This window comes from Bifidobacterium apis, assembly GCF_036986835.1.
GTDB classification, from domain to species: domain Bacteria; phylum Actinomycetota; class Actinomycetes; order Actinomycetales; family Bifidobacteriaceae; genus Bombiscardovia; species Bombiscardovia apis_A.
In genome coordinates, this window is record NZ_BTXD01000001.1 from 1 (window position 1) to 21,004 (window position 21,004).

A 21,004-nucleotide genomic window follows, 5' to 3' on the forward strand; every position below is an offset into this window, starting at 1 on the left:
AACCCCGACACCCCTCACAACGCTCCCACGTACCCGACAACAGCCGGGCGGGCATCGGACTGGCAATCAAAAAGCTATAAGTAGCACAAACACGCTCTTGAGTTCTCAAACCACCACCACACCAACAGCTCCAAGCCCTCCGAAGAGTTCTCATCACTGCCGGGCAGCAAGATGTAAACCTACACGAAGTTGGGTTGTCCCGCAAATTGGCATAGAAGAATATCGAAGGAACCCAATGATTCCGGGGATTCTACGGCGTGTCGATTTTCATCGACATAGTCCCCGTTTCATCGACCTTCGTTAATCCAGGAACCCCGCACACTCTTCAGCGAGGCTCAAACCAATATCTTCAATGACTCATATTAGTAGATTTCGTCGTGTGCAGCATGTATTTACACCATGCGAATGGGTACGATCGGCAAAGCAGCCTTGGCTTATCAATAGAGCGCTACAGGCAGAGGGCTTTAACCGTCGCCGCGAACCGTTCTGGCTCATCCCACTGTGGGCAGTGTCCAGAACGATCAAAGCGGATGAACCGATGTGGGCTCTTCATCTTCAGCCCATCTGCAAACCGCTCAACCAGGATACCTGGCAGATGACGGTCGTACCTGCCGCTGATGAAATATACCGGCGCCCCGAAAGAAGTCTGCCCGCTGAAATCGACCTGCTCCAGCTCTGCATTCAAGCGAGCGCGGGATTGAGCCACCCCCTTGGCATGGTTGAGCAGACGCGACCAGTTGTAGTAGGGCGAGCGTAGATAGGTCATGATCCGTTTCCAGGATCTGAACAGCATGGCAACCCCGCCACGAGACAGCAGCTCATTGATCAGCAGCACCATATCAGCAGCGCCACTCTCCCTGCTGACGATCGAAGCAAGCCGAGGACCCAGATTCTGTTGCCCCCAATGCCGTCTTAGCTGAAGGGCGGCGCGCATGCTGACAACCTGTCCAAGGCCGATGTAGCAGCGGACAAGCGACGGATAGCGCTTCACCATCTCCAGCCCTAGGACGCTGCCCCAGGAATGACCGATAAGAATCAGGGAATCCTGTCCGTAGGCTCGAAGCAGCTTCAGCACGAACTGGTGAACATCTTCGACCATCGAATCGATGGTCACCACCTCGCCAGGGGCAAAGGGATGGTAGGACAGCCCGCTGCCCCGCTGGTCCAGGTTGATGAAGCGGAAATCGCGCTCCAAGGCCGCGTTGTAGCGCATGGTCAGGGGAATGCAAGCGTCGCCCGGGCCCCCATGCAGATAGAGCACTATGGGGGCACCCGGCGATGCTGGGTTCATGGAGAAGACCATGCGGGCACCGTTGATATGCACGGCGTAGAGCCGAGAAAGTGTGGACACCTTTGATGACCCTTCTGAACGGGATGACATCTGATTATTCTCATCCCCACTGCTCATAGCCTACCGACGCCATGGCCGCTTGTCATGCACAGCGCATGAAATTCGATGCGAGGGCAGATAACCGGGGAACAGAGCGGCGATGACACTCCGCGCGATATAGCCGTTTAAGGAAACGGCTAGGCATTAGCGCCGAGACTCTGAATGCCCAGCCGTACCCGGTCAGATGGCTTTGTCTGACTTCTGTGCCTGGCGCTTCTGCATCCTGGCAGCCCGTTTGGCCTCTTTGCGGGCAATCACTGTTTTGCTGTGCCTGCGGAAAGTGAACCAGGCCAACAGCAGGATAATGACAGCGACAGCTACATTAAGGCTGTACCGGACCACATTCATGACGTTGAAGTAGCGGAATCGGCTGCCTGGCATAGCCCCATTCATGGCTTTGGAGTTGGCCACGGCATAGAGCATGTGGTGAGCTGCCTGGCGCGCGTACTGGTAGGTGGCAGGATCCTTGAAGTCCAACTTCTCACCAGTCGGATCCTTATCCACATTCAGTAGCTTTGCATCCGCACCAGCCTCAATCATCTGATAGGGACTCATAAACACACCGGTGTTGGCATTGTCAGTGATAACTAATCCGTTGAAGCCCCACTCTTGCCTCAGGAGCTTCGTCATCAACTGGTAGGATCCACCGGTCCAGGTTGCTCCGATGCGGTTAAAGGAACTCATGACCCCCATAGCTGCGGGAACTTTGGCAATAGCCTGTTTATATGAACCATCGGGCAGCTTTTTCACGTACTTCATGGGGAGTTCCGGTGCCTTGATGCAGGCCTCGAAGGGCGACAGGTAAATCTGCCGGATGGCTTGCTCGTTGGCCCAAGTGGCCACACTGAAGTTGCCCGGTCGATCCCCGCGATGATCCTCCTGATCATTGAGCGCAAAGTGCTTGATATAGGAGTAGACACCCTTGGATGCGGCTCCGCTAACTTCCGCTGAAGCGGTACTACCTGACAGGAATGGATCCTCTGAATAGTACTCGCCGTTACGGCCGCTGAAAGGTGTACGGTGGATGTCCATTGATGGGGCATACCATCCACTGGCACCACCCAGCAGGGCCTCGTTGCCGATCATTTTGCCGAACTGCTCAGCCAAATCATGATTGAAGGACTGGGCAAGCATCATTACGTTGGGGAATGTCTTGCCGGTCCCGCCATAGACTAGACCAGTTGCTGCATCGGCATCCATGTTGTAAGGCTTTCCGACTGACTTGATGAAGTCCAAACCGTAGCCAGCGTCAATAGTGACTTTCCAGTAGTCATCCTCGGTCATCTGATCAAGCAAGGCATCCCACTCCTTGCTCTCATATGGAAGGCCGCGCATCTCAATCAGACTGCGTTTGTTGTCCTTGCCGAAAACCGGACGGGTATGTATGGACCGTCGTGCAACCGGTGTGCCTGAGTCATGACCATCTAGCTTGGCGATCAAACTATCATCAGCGGTCTTCTTCCACGTGTAAGCCTTGGGATGACCGTCTTTCTCGCCATTAATCTCACCGCCCCAAGTGCTGATCTGGTCGGATGGAACGCCATCATGCTTGGGGAAAGTTCCTGTCCAATCGGCACGGCTCAGATAAGTGGTGTCAGCCCGGGCAAAATCGAATAGATTCGTGATTTTTTTACCCGTCTTTGCATCTTTGGAGAAGGTCGCGACATCCACCTGAGCGTTGGTCGGAGTATACGAGGCAACTAGCGAAGGATTGCCGGGATCTGTCATGCCATTATTAATGGTGCGGCCTTTCTGGGCCAGGATGTTGTTAACTGCATCATGAGCATCATGGGCCGCAGTGAAGCGGTATTCGCCTGCGTCAAATATAAAAGTCTTCGCCGTTTTAGCATCATAGGCCTTAAGCTGGCTTCGGTCGAAAGTGATCTTAACGCTTGTATGGGCTCCAGGCTGCAGCTGCGGGGTCTTTGCGTATCCGACAAGGTCGACTGCAGACTTTTCCACGCCGTTGGCTTTGTCATATTCGGTATAGGGACTCTGTGCGTAAAGTTCAACCACGTCACGACCGGGGCGATTACCGGTGTTCTCGACCACCAGAGAAGCCACGAACCGATCACCCTCCTGGTTGATGTGAAAGTCTCGCCAGTCAAAGGTGGTATAGCTCAGACCGTAACCAAAGGGATAGATGACTTCGCGAGCATGGTCGAAGTCACCTGCATTCCCTTGACCGAGGACCTTGTCCTCATAACGTGTTTCATAGTAGCGGTAGCCAACGTAAATGCCTTCCGCATAGGTCAAATAGTTGTACTTCGTAGGTTTGCCCTGCTTGTTGTAATACTGGTAATCTCCGAAATTGTGCGCAGCAGGGGAGTCGAGCGCATGCCGTGCGAAAGTGTCGACCGTTCTGCCTGATGGATTCAGTCGGCCAGAAAGAACGCCTGCCAGTTGGCGGGTGATGTTCTCTGAGTAGACTACCGATCTGATGTGAGGGAACTGATCCAGCCAGCCCAGGTCTAGGGCTGCATTGGACTTGATGACTAGGACGACATTGTCAAAATTCTGGTTCAGATAGTTTAGAACAGAAAGCTCGTTGGAATCTGGCTCTAGATACGTCTTTCGCTTGTCCTGGTCCGAGCTTGCATGGTTATACATTGAGCGAGGCATATCACGGCCTTCGCCGGCTACACGGCTCAGTAAATAGACCGGAACTGTGCCCTTAACCGAATCCAACAATCCAGGCTCACGCTTGAGGACATCAATAGAAGCCTCGTTGATGCGGAAGTCTTCACCATCGCCAAAGTTGACGGATCCCGCAGCCAATCCGTATTTCTTGCCTGCACCTTTGCTATAGAACTGCCAGAGTTTGTCATTGACCTTGAACCCTTCCTGCTCAAGTACATCTTTGGCAGTAACACCCTTAGACTTAGTCAGCATGTTGGCACCGTCTGCCTTCACGCTATTGGCGCTGAAAAGGCTCAAATGGGCACCTGACTTGAGGGGCAGGGCCTCGTCCTGATTTTTCAGCAGAACTGTACCTTGTTCAGCGATATTCGAAGCCAGCCTGTTTTCGGCAGCTTTGATGGTATCGACATTGTAATCGGCTTTGTAATAATTCAGGTCGAGATTTTTATCCTTGATTTGGGAATTATCGATACTCTGCCTGTTGTAGTTCATAATGTTTGACAGAATCTTGTTGGTTTTTAGCTGGGGGTTTGCAAGCATTAAACCAACAATGAGTGCCACAGCGAATATAATGGAGACAATCGTTTTGATTATCCTCACTATTCTTGCCTTCTTCATTGAATTCCTTTCTCTGGCATTGACGCGGTAATCCCTGCATCACCTCCGAGAACCGGGTATTCCGATCGCCAATTCAAATGAATGATAAAAAACTACAGAATCCGCTGGTCCATAAAATGACTGAATTGTTCTTTCTTCCACTTAAATTGTCGGAATTGCTTTGTCTACGCCGCAAAAAGCACAGCGAATATTCATGATTGCCGCTCAGCTTTTCAACCATTTATGCCAGGAAAATGACAATTTATGGAGTTCTTCCTTGGCGCCACTGGTTTTCGCTGAATAATGAACAGCGAAATGTGGCAAAACAATTGATGCGAAATCATCGTTGCCGCAACCGGAATACGTCTGACGATATTCATATCCAAACAGAGCAAGATTGAAATTGCGGCGTACCGGCGGAAGTTGTTTGGAGAAGGAACACTATGGAAGTCAAGGATCTGACAGTTCTGGAACGGGCATCGCTGCTCTCCGGAAAATCCACCTGGGCAACCCGTGCCTTGAAGAGGGCGGGCATCCCGAGCATGGTCCTAAGCGACGGCCCACACGGCCTGCGCCGCCAGACCGGATCAGGGGACAACCTGGGCATGGGCAAGTCCAAGCCCGCCACCTGCTTCCCCACAGCGGGCACCGTGGCCTGCTCATGGGACCCGGGGTTGGCCAAGACCATGGGCCAAGCGCTGGGCAGCGAGGCCAGAAGCCTGGGCGTCAACATGGTTCTGGGTCCAGGCATGAACATCAAGCGCAACCCCCTGTGCGGCAGAAACTTTGAATACTATTCCGAAGACCCCCAGGTGGCCGGTCATATGGCTGCAGGCCTGATCGAAGGCATCCAGTCCCAGGGCGTGGCCGCCACCCCCAAGCACTTCGCCATGAACAGCCAGGAACTGCGCCGCCAGGCATCCGATTCCGTGGTGGACGAGCGCACCATGCGTGAGCTCTATCTGACCGGATTTGAAATCGCAGTGCGTCAGGCCCACCCCTGGGCCATCATGACCTCATACAACATGGTCAACGGCACCTATGCCAACGAGAATGCCCACCTGCTCAAGGACATCTTGCGCAAGGAGTGGGGCTTCGACGGAATGGTGGTCTCGGATTGGGGTGGCTCCAACAGTGCAGTCGCCGCAGCCGCCAATGGCTCCTCCCTGGAGATGCCCCAGGCCGGATATGACTCCGTGCGCCAGGTTGCCAAGGCAGTGCAGGAGGGCCGCTTGGACGAAGCCGACCTGAATGCCCGGGCCGAAGAGGTGGCGCGGCTGGCCAAGCTGACCTACCACTCTGAGATGGATCCTGATGGGAACCTGACCGCAGAACAGATACGGGATCACCATCAGGTTGCACAAAGCATTGCCGAGGGATCCGCTGTCCTCCTGGTCAATCGGGAGGGACGTCTGCCACTGGCCGCCGGCACCCGGGTCGCCCTGGTCGGGGATATGGCCGAAACCCCACGGTTCCAGGGGTCCGGGTCCTCAAAGGTCAACGCAGCCAAGCAGGAGAGCATGCTGGGCCTGCTCAGGCAGGGCAACGGCGACGGCCTGGAGCTGGCCTCCTACAGCCAGGGTTACGAACGCCATGGCGAGAAGAACCAGTCTTTAATCGACCAGGCCGTGGCTGCGGCTGGGCAGGCTGACGTGATTGTCGCCTGCGTGGGCCTGGATGAACGCAGCGAATCCGAGGGCTTGGACCGCTCCCACATGGACATTCCCAGCAACCAGGTCGACCTGATCAAGGCTCTTGGCGCGACAGACAAGCCCCTGGTGGTCGTCCTGGTGGCGGGCTCCCCCGTCACCACCGATTGGATCGACCAGTGCGATGCCGTCCTCTATATAGGGCTGTCCGGGCAGGCTGGAGCCTCAGCCACCTTGAACATCCTGACCGGCCGGGTCAACCCCTCCGGCCACTTGGCGGAAACCTGGCCCAAGTCCTATGCCGACTGCCCCAGCGCCGATTGGTACCCCGACCCAGCGCACGAATCCATCTACCGGGAGGGCCCCTTCGTCGGCTACCGCTACTACCTGACTGCCGACGTGGAGGAACGCTTCCCCTTCGGCTACGGCCTGTCTTATGCACACTTCACCTACGCCAATCTGTCCGTGGACGACAAGGGAGCCACCTTCACCCTGACCAACGATTCGGACAGGCAGGGGGCCACTGTTCCCCAGCTCTACGTCCAGGCGCCCACGGGTGGCGTGCTCAGGCCGCTCCGCGAACTGAAGGGCTTCAAGAAGGTCAGCCTGGAGGCCGGCCAGTCAACTCAGGTCCGTATCGACTTCGACCAGATGACCTTCCGACACTTCGATACGGCCAGCAATTCCTGGCAGGTTGAATCCGGTGACTGGACCATCATGATCGGGTCCGACGCCCGCAAGATGGAGCTGAGTGGACGTCTGTCCGTCCAGGGAACCGTCGACCCGCAGAGTCCCGACCCTGCCCTGGGTGCCTACCTGACCGGCCGGGTAAAGGAGGTCGACGATTCCGCTGTGACAGCGCTCTTCGGCCACCCGGTGGTCCGACAGGGCGCCCTCAGCACCTTCGGTGTCAACGATCCGCTCTCATCCTGGAAGGACTCCAGAAGCGCCCTGGCCAGGTTCGTGGCTAACTTCCTGGCCAAGAGCGAGAGCCGCCACGAGGCCAAGAACGGCAACCCCGACCTGAACACCCTCTTCCTGCTCAACATGCCTCCCAGGGCCATGGCCAAGATGACCAATGGGCTGATTGACACGGCCATGGTCGAGGCTATCGTGCGCATCCCCAACGGCCACCTATGGCGGGGACTGGGCGGATTCATCGCCGGATTCTTCAGAAACATGTCCGCCAACCGCAGGACCGGAAAGGAGCTCAATCATGAGTGATCAGCACAGCCAGCAGGCTGGACAGCCGACCCAGGGGAAGGCGACGACGGCCTCACAGTGGGCGATTGTCCGCTGGTGGCAGCGGTTCAGCGACCGGCACACCACCCTGGCCCAGTTCATCGTCTTCTTCATACTGTCCAACGGGGTCACCGTCCTGCAGCTGGTGCTCATGCCCGTGCTCAAGGCCATCTTCAACGGCACCTCCCTGGTGGGCACCAACTTCCAGATCTGGCGCATGGGAACCGTCGGCGGCAAGCCCTACTACCTGTTCGACTACGCAGCCGGATCCATCGGCCACGGCGGCGGGGGCGGCCTGGCCTACTTCCTCGCTGTGGAGATCACCCTGCTGATCGCCCAGGTCATCAACTTCTTCCTCCAGCGCAACATCACCTTCAAATCCAACTCCTCGGTCTGGAAGGCAGCCTTCTGGTATCTGGTGGCCTATGTAATCATCACCATCATCGCCGCGGCGCTGCAGGGCTGGTACAAGGACCCCATCTACGGCTTCTTCCAGCACACCCTGAACTGGGGTGGCCTGGGGACCACCGTTGCTGATCTGGTCACCATGATCATCAACTCGGCCATCTCCTTCTGGGTCTTCTTCCCCATCTTCAAGGTCATCTTCCGTCAGGAGCCCACCGAGTCCGAGGCGAGCGCCCAGTAAAATTCCGGCCCCACTTCCCCGGCTGTCAATGAACCGGCATGCATCGGCGGCCAGAGGGGTGGGGCCTTTCCCTCAAACCCATCATGTACAGTGGTCGCAACGGCCGCCGGCGGGATTACGGCAACCCCACCGACATACCCGCCGACCCATTCTTTTGCGAAGTGATCGTTCATGACAGCTGACCGCCCGGCCTCCACGAGCCCGCCCGTTCTCACCTTCATCGTCCCCGCCTATAACATGGCCCAGCACCTGCCGACCTGCCTGGATTCGCTCCTGAGCCGGGAAGGGGACGATCTGGAGGTCATCGTGGTCGATGACGGGTCCTCTGATGCCACGGCACAGGTAGTGCGATCATACCGGGAACGCCACCCGCACACTGTCCGTCTGATCAGGCAGACCAACAAGGGCCACGGCGGTGCGGTCAACACCGGTCTGGCAGCCGCCCGGGGTCGCTACGTCAAGGTGGTCGACGCCGACGACTGGGTGGATCCGACCTCCCTGAGTCTGGTCCTGAACCAGCTGCGTGACCAGTCACGACGTATGAATCCAGTGGACATGGTGGTCACCAACTACGTCTACGAGAAGGAAGGCCGCAAACATAAGCGGGTCATCAATTTCCGCAGCGTCATGGATCCGGGGCGGGTGCTGGATTGGAACCACCTACGGCGGTTCGGGCTGGCACAGTACATGATCATGCACGCCCTGATCCTGCGCACCGAGGTGCTTCGCCAGGCCCACACCCGCCTGCCCGAGCACACCTACTATGTGGACTTCATCTACTCTTATCAACCCCTGCCCTGGGTGCATACCCTGCTCTACCTGGATACGAATTTCTACCGCTATCACACCGGTCGCCAAGGCCAGTCGGTACAGACCTCGATCATGATCGCCCGGGTTTCACAACTGCTGTTGGTCAATGGGCTCATGGCGGATTCGACGCCTGACCCGGGGACGGTTCCCCGTGGACTCTATCGTTATATGATCCACTATCTGTCCATCAATTGCGTGGTGACCTCGGTTTTCCTGATACTCTCTCGCAAGCCCAGCAACTACAGGAACAAAGACATGCTCTGGAGCAGGCTGGAGCACCGCTCCCCCGCCATCGCCTCCGACGTTCGCTCCACCCTGCTATGCCGGATGATCAACATGCCGGGCAGGCCGGGCCGCCTGGCCATCCGCCTGGGTTACAAGGCCGCCGAAGCCGCCATGGGCTTCAACTGATCGCCTTCCCTCGGCAGAAGCACACAGAGGCTGAACCAATGATGCTCGGTGCGCAGGGTTATCTCCCCCTGGTAGCGGTGGGCTATGTGCCGGATGGACTTGACACCGTACCCATGCAGGCCATCGTCGGTCCTGGTCTTGGTAGTGGCCAGCTCGCCGTTGCCCTTCCAATTCAGAGGAGAGGTGAAGTAGTTTTCAATGCGAATCACCACGAATTGTCCTCGAGCGTACAGGGCCACCTTGATTAGGCGGTGGTCGGGTTCCTTGACTTTTCTCAAGGCCTCAATGGCGTTGTCCAAGGCGTTGCCGAAGAGGGTGGAGACATCCATGGGCGCCATCCCCTCCAAGAGCGAGCCGTCGGCCACCATGGTCAGGGTGATCCCTTCTTCAGAACAAATGCGCTCCTTGGTCGACATGACCACGTCAAGGATGGGGTTGCCGGTGTGCTGCTGCGACCCGTACCGCCCGACCGCAGCCTCCAGCTCCTCGAAGTCCTGGGACTTACGCTCAGGGTCCATCTGCGAGCGCAGGGCCGCAATCTGATGCTTGAGGTCGTGGGCAAGCCTACCCATGGCCTCCAGATTTTCCTTGGATCGTATATACTCCCGGTGCTGGCTGTATTCCCGGGCGTTGATGGAGGCCAGCTCGGCGCTGGTATGGCTCTCCCGCAGCTGTTCCTGCTGGGCGTAGAGCATGGCGAACCCGCACAGGTCCACCAGGGTGCGGATGTAGAAGACCTCCAGGCCGACCCGACCCGAGAAGGGGGTGTTGGTGGAGACGAAGCTCAGGTTGGACATGGCGAAGGTAACCACCGCGATGACCGCGGCTATGAAGACGCTGCGTCCAGGCACAGAAGACTGGGCATCGGCGAAGTTGCGCCGCTCCGCCACCCAGGCCAGCAGCCCAACACCGCCATAAATCAGGACCAGCAGAATCAGGGAGGCCGGGTCATACAGGCTGTGGCTGGATGGCCGCATGAAGGAGTCCAGCTGCCAGTGCAGGGAAGCAATCAGCTCAGCCAGCACAAAGGCACGGGCCAGCAGATAGGCCCCGTCCAGCGCCCCCAACCCTGAAGCCAGCATGATGATGGCATACATGCAGGCCACGGCCAGGCACATGCTGATGATCCAGAAGGCTATAGGCAGGGTACCAGCCCAGTACTGGACCACAATCAGCACAGCCAGGCCAGGCAGGAGGACCGCCGCCATCCGCAGGCGAGAGATTCTCGGACCGATGGCCAACAGGTAGACCAGGCAACCCAGCCATTCGCTGATGGCCGTATAGAGCCTAGGGATATCGGGCAGGGCGTTGAGAATGTGGGTGGCGGTCATGACCGACCTGCCACGTAAGCGGTAAGAGCCGTCATAAAGGACTTCTTGCGGGGTCGGCTGACCCGCAACCGCTGGCCGGTGGACATGATGCAGTCCTGGTCCTCCATGCCCGTCACGTGGGCCAGGTTGACCAGGTAGCAGGAGTTGGAGCGGAAGAATCCCCGCTGGTCCAGCTGGCCCTCCAGACTCTTCAAGGTGCTGTTCGTGGTCAGCGAGGAGTCCAAGGTGTGGATGACGCTGCTGTGGCGGACGGATTCGATGAAAACAATGTCCTTGAGGGGAATCCGGGTGGATCGGGCACCCTCGGTGATCAGGATGGACAGATCCACGCGGCCGCGCACCTGGGCGATGGACCGGTCCAGCTCCTGGGAGAAGGCAAACCAGGGCAGCGGCTTGAGCAGGTAGGAGAGAGCGCCCACCTCATAGCCGTTGATGGCGTACTGGGGGGCGGAAGTGATGAAGACGATGACCACAGATTCGTCACGAGCGCGTACTCTGCGGGCCACCTCGATCCCGTCCATGGGCGTCATCTGAATGTCCAGGAGAAGGATGTCATACACGGGTCGATAACCGTCTGCAAAGGCCTTGCCGTCGGTGAAGACGCTGACCGTCAGCTCTTCATGGCGTTCCTTGCGGTAGCGGCTCAGGTAATTGACCATAGTTCGGCAGCTGATGGAATCGTCATCCACCACCGCGATTCTGATCATCCTGGCGCACACTCCTTATCCCGTCGACCAAGGACCCATGGCCGCCGTTATCACCGTTCTTCCATGATATCGGAGATGTCCGCATGGCAGACCTCGCTTGCCCGAAGCCGAACTCGGGCTCAGTGAGTCTCAACCACTCGTGCGGTCTTGTAGCGCTCGGCCCGGGTCAGAATCAGGAAGCAGATGATTCCCAGTAGGGCAGATACGGCAATAATGCCAAAGCCCACGTTCCAACCCGATTTGCCTACGAGCGCACCGATCCCGTAGGAGGCAGTGGCTTCGCCGAATATGTAGCCAAACAGGCCTACAAACCCGGTAGTACTGCCAATGGCAAAACGTGGCGCCAGATCGATGGTCAGAGCGGCAATCAACATCTGCGGTCCGTAGACGAAGATGCCCATCAGGGCTATCTCCAGGTCAATAGCCCAAAGGTCGCTGGAAGCCCAGTAGCCCAGGAAGACAACCCCCAGCAGGGCCATCAGACCCGCAGCCATGCCGGCGCGCTTGCCATGGAAAAAGTGGTCGCTCATCCAGCCGATCAGGATGGTCCCCGGGATGGCCGCATACTCGAAGAGCGCGAAGCTGGAGCGCGCCTGAGCAAGGGAGAACCCTTTGGCTTCGTTCAGGTAGATGGGGATCCAGTTGAGCACGCCGTAGCGCAGAATGTAGACGAAGGCATTGGACAAGGCCAGGACCCAAATGTAGGGATTGGAGGCCACATACCGTAGGAAAATCTGCACAATGGACAGGTCGGAATGGGTCTGGAGCTTGGCGGCATCAATGTTCTCGTCCTCATATTCCTCGGCCTTGTACTCCTGGATGGGCGGCAGGCCTACAGACTCGGGGGTATCGGCTCCCAGCAGCACAACCAGCAGGGCCATAATCAGCGAGATGATCGAGGGGACGAAGAAGATGCTCTTCCACATGTGAGGTCCGAAGGCGGCCAGGGCTACGCCCACAATAGGCGCCACAGTGCCCGAGCCCAGATTGTGGGAAGTGTTCCACATGGACACGAAGGAACCGCGCTCTTTCTCAGCCCACCAGTTGGACAGCGACTTGTGCGCGGCAGGTGCCCCCATGCCCTGGAAAATACCCAGCAGGACCATGAGCACCATCATGACCCCCTTGCTGGCCGTGGCCCCAAAAATCAGGTTGAGCAGGGCAGACAGGACCAGTCCGGTGGCAATGTAGTAGCGAGGGTTGGATTTGTCGGAGAGCATGCCCATGACGAACTTGCTGATGCCGTAGGAGACGGCCAGGCAGAGCGTAATCAATCCGATGTCCGCCGTAGTGAAGCCATAGTTGCGCTTGAGGTAGGGAGAGGCCACAGAGAAGTTGGAGCGGATGATGTAGTACCCTGCATATCCTAGGTAGATGCTGAAGAACACCCGTATGCGATAGGAACGATAAGTCGCAGGAATCTTCTTTTCGGGAACCTTTACCTTGGCAGGAGGGGCTGGTTTGAGAAAAGCAAACATAGTTTGAACTACTCTCTCTTTCCTTTTGCAATCAGTCGGTCTGCACGCCTATGTGCACAGACTGGACACTGGAACTACTCAGTCCAGACGCCACATTCGCAGTATAGGACGCCTTGGTGGAGCAAGTCGGCATTGGACTCAATAGTCGGATGTATACATGTCTTGCGAATCAATTCTCACTTGTGGGCGGGCACGGTTAGAGTCGAAACATGTCTACCTCCGCACCCTCTTCGTCCTGGAAACCCTCCACCTGGCTGGCCCGCCTGATGCTGCTGATGGCCGCGGCCGCCTGGGGGGCCGGATACACCTTCGAAAAGGTTGCCATGGAGACCCTGACCGTGCGCTGGTTGATGGGCATTCGGATCCTGTGCGCCATCGTCATCATGACGCCCTTTTTGCTTCCACGGTTGCGCAGGACCGGGGCCATACACACCCTGGTGCCGGGGCTGATTCTGGGAGTCAGCTACTGGGCGGCCTTCAGCCTGCAGATGATGGGGCTGACCACCATCGCTCCGGGCCGCAACTCCTTCCTGACGGCCACCTACTGCATCTTTGTGCCCTTCCTGGTCTGGATCATGGCCCGTCGACGGCCGGCCCTGCGCCACTTTGTCGCTGCTGCCATCTGCATCCTGGGCGTGGCTCTGATCTCGCTGCCGGCCCATGGCGGGGGACAGGGGCTGTCTTTGAGCACGGGTGACCTGCTGACCTTGGCCGGCGCCCTGCTCTATGGGGTCAACCTGGTAATCACCGGTTTCCTGACCAAGAAGTTCGATGCGCCCACGCTGACCTACCTGGAGCTGCTCTTCGGAGACATTCTCTTCCTGATCTGCGCGTTGATCTTCGATCCTCTGCCCACTGCGGCCGACTTCACGCCTTCGACCCTTGGCTCCATGATTTATCTGACGCTGATCTCGACCCTGATGGCCCAGAACTTCCAGAACATCGCCTTTTCCAGGGTTCCAGCCGCCCAGGGTTCGCTGATCCTGTGCTCGGAGAGCCTGTTCGGCATGCTGGTCTCGGTCCTGGTCCTGCACGAGGAGCTGACGGCCACCCATCTGTTGGGCTTCGCCATCATCTTCGCCGCCATCATCCTGTCCGAGGTCAGGCTTCATCCCCGCCGGTCGTCGGCGGATTTCTCTGCACCTGTGTCCTCCGCCCGGTAGGCTGTCCCGGGCAAGAGGTCGTAGGGCATCTGCCGCTTGATCAGATAGAAGACCAACAAAAGCAGGGCCAAGATGCGCGTTGCAATCTGAACGTTGCCGGTCCAGGGGCCGAAGACGGCCAGGATGACTGCAGTCCTCAACAGATAGAAGAGGAAGCGGGACCAGCCATGCCGCTGCTTGGTCTCGACGGTCATATGGGTGAAGGTGGCGCCCAACGTCCGTCCCCGGCGGGGCAGGGGGATGAGCAGTTCGAAGATCAGTAGCATAGCCAGATCCACCACAGTCCCGAACACGTCCAGAGCGGATGGGGCGATCAGCAGCCCGCCAAAGCGGTAGTGACCATCCAGCTGATAGGTGCCCAGACGATGGACCGCGTAGGTCACGCCCATCCCCAGGGACATGGACAGGATGGTGGCCAGGAGCAGATCCAAGGCCAGGGAGACGGCACGGTGTATGAACCCGGGGTTGGTGACCAGCTGGGCGGCGTCAGCCTGACGGGTGGGAACGAGTTTGTTGGCCGCCATGGCCACCAGGTAGCCGATTATGGCGCCTGAGGTATTCCAGATCAGGTCGTCTACGTCGAAGAGACGGTAGGCACAGCCCACGATGCCGAAAACACCGGTCAGCTGGGCCGTCTCGATGAAGAGGGAGACCAGGAGGGCGACCGGCAGGGCCAGGATGAAGCGCCAGCGGAAGACCCGCCCCATGATGAATCCCAGGGGCAGGAAGAAAGCCACATTGAGCAGAATCTGCAGCATGGCCATCCGCCCGCCTGTGCTCAGGTCGGTCAGGAACTGCAGGGGGTTGAGCTGGGGGCTCAGATGATGGGTGGCACAGAAGGCGGCACGGTCGTCGGGCATGGGCCAGAGGGTGAAGAAGACCAAGGCCAGCAGGTACAGGACGGTCAGGTAGGCCGCCATGGCTGCTGTCAGCCGCAGCCGGTGGTAGCGGTTGTAGATCAGGGCAAGAATGGGCAGGGTCAGAATCAGCGAGGCCAAGGGCCAAAAGACCAGAGATATGCCAAAGGAGCCGCTGAAGTAGTCCAAGTATGTCGAGAGCACAATTCCAGTCTAAATCGCTCTCGGCCCTATCGGCCGATTGACTGCGCCGACCAGGAGCTCAGTCGTCGCCCAAGGTCACGTGGATGCCGCCCACCAGGGAGCTGACCAGGTTGTAGAGGAAGGCGAAAATGGTGACCAGAACCACTACGATGACAATCTCGAAAATGGAGAAAATGGTCACCGAACTCAGGACCGTCCCCAGGCTCAGCACCTGGCCCAGATCGAAGCCGCCCGCGTCCAGGCCCGTCTTGGAGATGACCTGGGTCAGGTTGTCGAAGAGCCCCATGGCGTTGAGCAGGAACCAAAGCAGGGCAGCGGCCACCACTTGAATGATGCCCCCGGCAATGGCCAGCAGGAAGGTGACCTTGGCCACCGACCAGGGCTCCAGCCGGGTCAGGGACAGCTGCATACGCCGGGCCCGAGGCACATGAGGGCGCGCCGCCGAAGCCGCAGGACGAACAGGACGGGATGAGGATACCTTGACCGGATCGGCAGCCGAGGCTGTGGTTCTTGCGGAACGTCCCGATGCCGTCCTGCCGGCTGCAGGAGCCGGGGGAGTGACCGATGATGATCGACGGGACTCATCCTGTGCGGATTCATCAGCCTTGGTCTTCCCCTTTTGGGACTTACCAGCGCCCAGCTTGCCGGCCTTGACCTGCTTCTGATCATCCTGGCTCATCGGCACTCCTTGATCCTTGCGTTCAATGGCCCGCGCATACCGCCGCTGGGCCTGCATGACTTCTTATGAGGCTACCAGTCTTGTCAGACTGGTAGCGGACCAACTCAGTCCTCCTGGGTCAGGCTCTGGCCGTCGCCGGTTCCGGTGGTTGCAATGGGCTGATCCTTGGCTGCCAGGGGAGCTGCGGGAGCCAGGTCACTCTGACCGGCGTCCTCTTCCTGATCATCACGCTCGGCATTGCGGGCAATGGAGAGAATCTCATCACCCTTGTCGGGCTTGGCCAGGGTGACCCCCTGGGTGTTGCGACCGGTCCGCTTGACCTCAGCCACATCGGAGCGGATGACCTTGCCGGACTTCATGATGGCCATGATCTGGTCGTCCTCGTTCACCACCAGGGCGCCGACCAGGGATCCCCGGCCCTCCACCATGGCGATGGCCTTGACGCCGTATCCGTTACGGCCCTGCAGGCGGTACTCGTTCAACGCGGTTCGCTTGGCAAAGCCCTCGTCGGTGACCACCAGCAGGTCATCGCTGGACTCACTGGCGATCACGTCCATGCTCAGCAATTCGTCGCCGGGGCGGAACCGCATGCCCTGGACGCCGGCGGTCTGCCGACCCATGGGCCGCAGGGTGGAGTCGTCGGCCGGGAAGCGCACGCTCATGCCTTTGCGGGAGACCAGGATGATTTCGTCATCGGCATTGCAGAGGGCGGCACCCACCAGCTCATCGCTCTGGGGTACCTCCTGTCCCTCCTCGTCGGTAACGGTGCCCAGCTCCATCAGCCGCACGGCGATCAGACCGCCCTGGCGGGGCGAATCATACTCAGCCAGGCGGGTCTTCTTGACCCGTCCGGTCCGGGTGGCCAGAACCAGGTAGTCGGCATCGTCGTAGCCGTGTAGGGAAAGGACCTGTTCAATCCGCTCACCTGGGCCCAGCTGGAGCAGGTTGGCTACATGCTGCCCCTTGGAGTCGCGGGACCCCTCGGGCAACTCATAGGCCTTGAGCCGGTACACCCTGCCCTTGTTGGTGAAGAAGAGCAGCCAATTGTGGGTGCTGGTCAGGAAGAAGTGGTCCACCACATCGTCCTCGCGCAACCTGGCCCCGCGGATGCCCTTGCCGCCGCGGTGCTGGGCCCGGTACTCGTCGGCCTTGGTCCGCTTGACGAAGCCGGAGTGAGTGACGGTAACCACCACCTGCTCATCGGCAATCAAATCCTCCACGTTCATCTCGCCCGAGTAAGGGACGATTCGGGTACGCCGCTCGTCGCCATACTTGTCAACGATCTCGTCCAACTCATCGCCCACGATGGTGCGCTGACGTTCCGGATGGGCCAGGATGTCGTTGTAATCGGCGATCTTGCGCATGAGCTCCTCATGCTCGTCCAGGATCTTCTGCCGTTCCAGGGCTGCCAGACGGCGCAGCTGCATAGCCAGGATGGCATCGGCCTGGACCTCGTCCACATCCAGCAGCTCCATCAGGCCTGTGCGTGCCGTCTCCACATCCTTGGAGGCGCGAATCAGGGCGATGACCTGGTCGATCATGTCCAGAGCCTTCAGATACCCCTGCAGGATGTGGTCGCGATCCTCGGCCTCACGCTTCAGGTAGCGGGTGCGTCGCTCGACCACATCCAGCTGATGATCCACCCAGTGGCGGATGAAGGCGTCCAGGCTCAGAGTCCTGGGGACACCATCCACCAGGGCCAGCATGTTGGCTCCGAAGGTCTGCTGAAGCTGGGTGTGCTTGTAAAGGTTGTTGAGAACCACCTTGGGCACAGCATCGCGTTTGAGCACCAGGACCAGGCGCTGGCCGGTGCGGCCCGAGGTCTCGTCGCGCATGTCGGCGATGCCCTGGATCTTGCCGTCGCGCACGGCCTCGCGGATGGAGGAGGCCAGCCGGTCGGGGTTGACCTGGTAGGGCAGCTCGGTGACCACCAGGCACATCCTTCCGCGAATTTCCTCGGTGTTGACCACCGCTCGCATGGTAATCAGGCCGCGCCCGGTCCGGTAGGCCTGCTCGATGCCCTTGTGACCCAGAATGGTGGCACCGGTGGGGAAGTCGGGTCCCTTGATGATGGCGATCAGGGCGTTGAGCAGCTCCTCCTTGGAAGCCTCGGGATGCTCCAGGGCCCAGTGCACACCCTTGGCCACCTCACGCAGGTTGTGCGGAGGAATGTTGGTGGCCATGCCCACGGCGATGCCGGCTGATCCGTTGACCAGCAGGTTGGGGAAGCGGGAGGGCAGAACCGTGGGCTCCTGGGTCTTGCCGTCGTAGTTGGGGATGAAGTCGACCGTGTCCTTGTCGATGTCGCGCACCATCTCCATGGCCAGGGGGGCCATGCGGCACTCGGTGTACCTCATGGCGGCAGCCGGGTCGTCGCCGGGAGAGCCGAAGTTGCCCTGGCCGTCCACCAGCGGATAGCGCATGGACCAGGACTGGGCCAGACGCACAATGGTGTCGTAGATGGCCGAATCGCCGTGGGGGTGGTACTTGCCCATGACGTCGCCCACCACGCGCGAGCACTTGTTGTAGCCACGGTCGGGCCGGTATCCGCCGTCGTACATGGCGTAGATGACCCTGCGGTGGACCGGCTTCATACCGTCGCGGACATCGGGCAGGGCCCGCTCCACGATCACGGACAGGGCATAGGACAGATAGGATTCCCGCATCTCCTGCTGGAGGTCAATGGGCTGAATCCGCTCACCCTTAAGGAGGCCGTAATCGGTGTTGTCCATCTCCTGGGGGCTGAGCGGCTCTCGAGACCCGTCGGGCAGATTGAGGCCGTCCTGATCCGGGCTGTTGTCGTTGTTGTTATCGTCTGCCAAAATCGATCCTTAGCTCAAATGGTGAAAAGGGAAGTGCGTCCGTCTCAGGCGTCGATGAAGCGGGCGTCGTGGGCGTTGCGCTGGATGAACAGACGCCGGGGTTCGACCTCGTCGCCCATGAGCATGGTGAAGGTCTCGTCGGCCTGCTCGGCGTCATCGATGCGGATCTTCTTGAGGATGCGGTGTTCCGGGTCCATGGTGGTCTCCCAGAGCTCCTGGTAGCTCATCTCGCCCAGACCCTTGTAGCGCTGGATGCCTTCGCCCTTGGGCAGCTGCCGGCCAGCGGCCTTGCCCTCGGCCAGGACCCTGTCGCGCTCGGCATCGGTGTAGACGAAGCTGTGGGGCCCCTTGGTCCACTTGAGCCGGTAGAGCGGAGGCATGGCCACGTAGACGTAGCCCGCCTCGATCATGGGCCGCATGTAGCGGAAGAAGAGGGTCAGGTTCAGGGTGGCGATGTGGGCGCCGTCCACATCAGCGTCGGCCATGATGATGACCTTGTGGTAGCGCACCTTGTCGATGTTGAAGTCCTCGCCGTACCCGCCGCCCACGGCCGTGATCAGGGATTCGATGGTGTCGGACTTCATCATGCGGTCCAGGCTGGCTCGCTCCGTGTTGAGGATCTTGCCGCGCAGGGGCAGGATGGCCTGGGTCATGGGGTTGCGCCCCTGAATGGCCGAACCTCCTGCGGAGTCACCCTCCACGATGAACAGCTCACACTCTTCGGGGTCGCTGGACTGGCAGTCCTTGAGCTTGTCGGGCATTCCAGCCGTCTCGAAGATGGACTTGCGACGGGTGTTCTCACGGGCCTTCTTGGCCGCAATCCGGGCCCGGGAGGCCTCCATGGCCTTCTGGATGATGGCCTTGGCCTCGCCTGGGTGGGCATCGAACCAGTCGCTCAGTCTCTCGGTCATGACCCGCTGGACGAAGGTCTTGGCCTCGGAGTTGCCCAACTTGGTCTTGGTCTGGCCCTCGAACTGGGGGTTGGTCAGCTTGACGGAGACCACAGCGGTCAGCCCCTCGCGCACGTCGTCGCCCGAGAGGTTGTCATCCTTGTCCTTGAGGATGTTCTTGTCCCGGGCATAGCGGTTGATCATGCTTGTCAGAGCCGCGCGGAACCCCTCTTCATGGGTGCCGCCCTCGGTGGTCGCGATGGTGTTGGCGAAGGTGTGGACCGACTCCGAGTAGGCGGTGGTCCACTGCATGGCCACCTCGGCGGAGATGCCCAGCTTCAGGTCCTCGGCCTCGAAGTCGATGACCTCGGCCTCCACAGGCGTGGCCTTCCTGACCTTGACCAGGTAGTCCACATAGTCCTTGATGCCGTTGGCGTATTGGTAGCTGACGGACTGGCCCTTCTGCTCCGGGGTCTGCTCCTCGCCCGCCACCTCGTCGCCAGTTTGGTCATTGGGGCGCAGGTCGGTCAGGGTGATCCGCAGGCCCTTGTTGAGGAAGGCCATCTGCTGGAAGCGGCTGCGCAGGGTCTCGAAGTCGTAGACCGTGGTCTCGAAGATTTTGGGATCGGCCCAGAAGGTCACCGAGGTTCCGGTGCTCTCGTCCGGCCCCATGGCCTGGTCCTTGGACAGGGGAGCGGTGGGCTTCTGGTTACGGAAGTTCTGATGCCAGTGATAGCCCTGCCGGCGCACCTGGACGTCAATCCGGGTGGACAGGGCGTTGACCACGGAGATGCCAACGCCGTGCAGGCCGCCCGAGACCGCGTAGCCGCCGCCACCGAACTTGCCGCCGGCATGCAGCTTGGTCATGACCACCTCGACGCCGCTCTTGCCCTCGCCTGGCACCTCGTCCACAGGGATGCCACGGCCGTTGTCATCCACCCGGATGCCGTTGTCGGGCAGGATGGTGACTTCAATATGGTCGGCGTACCCGGCCAGGGCCTCATCGACCGAGTTGTCGACGATCTCGTAGACCAGGTGATGCAGGCCCCTGGGGCCCGTCGAGCCGATGTACATGCCGGGACGGACGCGGACCGCCTCTAACCCTTCCAGCACCTTCAAATCGCTGGCGTCATAATGCTCGGGGGAGAGCGAGTCATCCAGCTGCGCGTCGTCCAGCTGGTCCAGCTGATCCTGGCCCGTCATGCCATCATCCTGAGGCTTGTCCTCCTCATGCTCCCGGCCCTCTTGCGGGGTCCGGGACGGGTCAGTGTTGAGATCTGCCACGGATAGTCCTTTCTGCACCCCCATCGTCGACCACTGACGACAAAGCAGCTTCCGTTCGTGGTCGAGCGGGGGATCGAGTCATGGTCACCAGGTTCCAAATCGTCCATAAAGGGGCCTTGGAAGCGTTTGACCCTATAACCTATAGATTACCAGCGCTAGGGGACTTTAGGCTTACAGAAAGCTGGGAAGACGGTATTCGCAGAT

General features: G+C 59.5%; 13 protein-coding genes. 4 read left to right on the top strand and 9 right to left on the bottom strand.

The features are described from left to right. Nucleotides 1-448: 448 nt before the first annotated feature. Together AACP62_RS00005 and AACP62_RS00010 are read right to left on the bottom strand one after the other, a co-directional pair. Nucleotides 449-1,351 (bottom strand): alpha/beta fold hydrolase, encoded by a 903-nt coding sequence (locus AACP62_RS00005; protein ID WP_339345514.1) that lies wholly within the window; start codon nt 1,349-1,351, stop codon nt 449-451. Nucleotides 1,352-1,570: 219 nt separating this feature from the next. Next, entirely contained in the window at nt 1,571-4,648 is a 3,078-nt protein-coding gene (locus tag AACP62_RS00010) for a glycoside hydrolase family 3 N-terminal domain-containing protein (RefSeq protein ID WP_339345515.1), read from the bottom strand. A 422-nt stretch (nt 4,649-5,070) separates the two neighbouring features. On the opposite strand from AACP62_RS00010, the gene AACP62_RS00015 reads away from it, so the two are divergent. The 3 genes from AACP62_RS00015 (at nt 5,071) to AACP62_RS00025 (ending at nt 9,385) form a co-directional block, all read left to right on the top strand. After that, nucleotides 5,071-7,500, top strand: a complete 2,430-nt coding sequence (locus AACP62_RS00015) for a glycoside hydrolase family 3 C-terminal domain-containing protein (RefSeq protein ID WP_339345516.1) — start codon at nt 5,071-5,073, stop codon at nt 7,498-7,500. Beyond that, on the top strand, nt 7,493-8,164 hold the full coding sequence (locus tag AACP62_RS00020; protein WP_339345517.1) for a hypothetical protein: 672 nt from the start codon (nt 7,493-7,495) through the stop codon (nt 8,162-8,164). The genes AACP62_RS00015 and AACP62_RS00020 overlap by 8 nt, the downstream gene beginning before the upstream one ends. A gap of 171 nt (nt 8,165-8,335) precedes the next feature. Beyond that, nucleotides 8,336-9,385 carry a glycosyltransferase family 2 protein gene (locus AACP62_RS00025; RefSeq protein WP_339345518.1) on the top strand — a complete coding sequence of 350 codons (1,050 nt, stop codon included), beginning with the start codon at nt 8,336-8,338 and terminating at the stop codon, nt 9,383-9,385. Here AACP62_RS00025 and AACP62_RS00030 read toward each other — a convergent pair. From AACP62_RS00030 to AACP62_RS00040, 3 genes are all read right to left on the bottom strand, one after another. Next, the gene (locus AACP62_RS00030; RefSeq protein WP_339345519.1) at nt 9,349-10,716 is read right to left on the bottom strand and encodes a GHKL domain-containing protein; all 1,368 of its coding nucleotides are present in this window, start codon (nt 10,714-10,716) and stop codon (nt 9,349-9,351) included. The genes AACP62_RS00025 and AACP62_RS00030 overlap by 37 nt on opposite strands. Further along, nucleotides 10,713-11,423, bottom strand: a complete 711-nt coding sequence (locus AACP62_RS00035) for a LytR/AlgR family response regulator transcription factor (RefSeq protein ID WP_029678392.1) — start codon at nt 11,421-11,423, stop codon at nt 10,713-10,715. Before AACP62_RS00035 ends, AACP62_RS00030 begins: the two co-directional genes overlap by 4 nt. Nucleotides 11,424-11,542: 119 nt before the next feature. After that, nucleotides 11,543-12,811, bottom strand: a complete 1,269-nt coding sequence (locus AACP62_RS00040) for an MFS transporter (RefSeq protein ID WP_339345520.1) — start codon at nt 12,809-12,811, stop codon at nt 11,543-11,545. A gap of 299 nt (nt 12,812-13,110) precedes the next feature. On the opposite strand from AACP62_RS00040, the gene AACP62_RS00045 reads away from it, so the two are divergent. Further along, nucleotides 13,111-14,064, top strand: coding sequence for a DMT family transporter (locus AACP62_RS00045; RefSeq protein ID WP_339345521.1), 954 nt, complete (start codon nt 13,111-13,113; stop codon nt 14,062-14,064). Here the strand turns inward: AACP62_RS00045 and AACP62_RS00050 are convergent. The 4 genes from AACP62_RS00050 to gyrB form a co-directional block, all read right to left on the bottom strand. Beyond that, complete coding sequence (locus tag AACP62_RS00050) at nt 14,010-15,125, bottom strand: VanZ family protein (RefSeq protein WP_339345522.1); 1,116 nt, start codon at nt 15,123-15,125, stop codon at nt 14,010-14,012. The two genes, AACP62_RS00045 and AACP62_RS00050, sit on opposite strands and share 55 nt — an antisense overlap. Before the next feature lie 58 nt (nt 15,126-15,183). Continuing rightward, nucleotides 15,184-15,804: a DUF3566 domain-containing protein gene (locus AACP62_RS00055; protein ID WP_339345523.1), complete on the bottom strand. Its 621-nt coding sequence runs from the start codon at nt 15,802-15,804 to the stop codon at nt 15,184-15,186. 104 nt (nt 15,805-15,908) lie between these two features. Further along, a complete protein-coding gene (gene gyrA / locus AACP62_RS00060; protein WP_425332900.1) occupies nt 15,909-18,536 on the bottom strand; it encodes a DNA gyrase subunit A in 2,628 nt (875 codons plus the stop codon). Between the two features lie 134 nt (nt 18,537-18,670). Further along, on the bottom strand, nt 18,671-20,719 hold the full coding sequence (gene gyrB, locus AACP62_RS00065; protein ID WP_339346482.1) for a DNA topoisomerase (ATP-hydrolyzing) subunit B: 2,049 nt from the start codon (nt 20,717-20,719) through the stop codon (nt 18,671-18,673). Between the last annotated feature and the right edge of the window lie 285 nt (nt 20,720-21,004).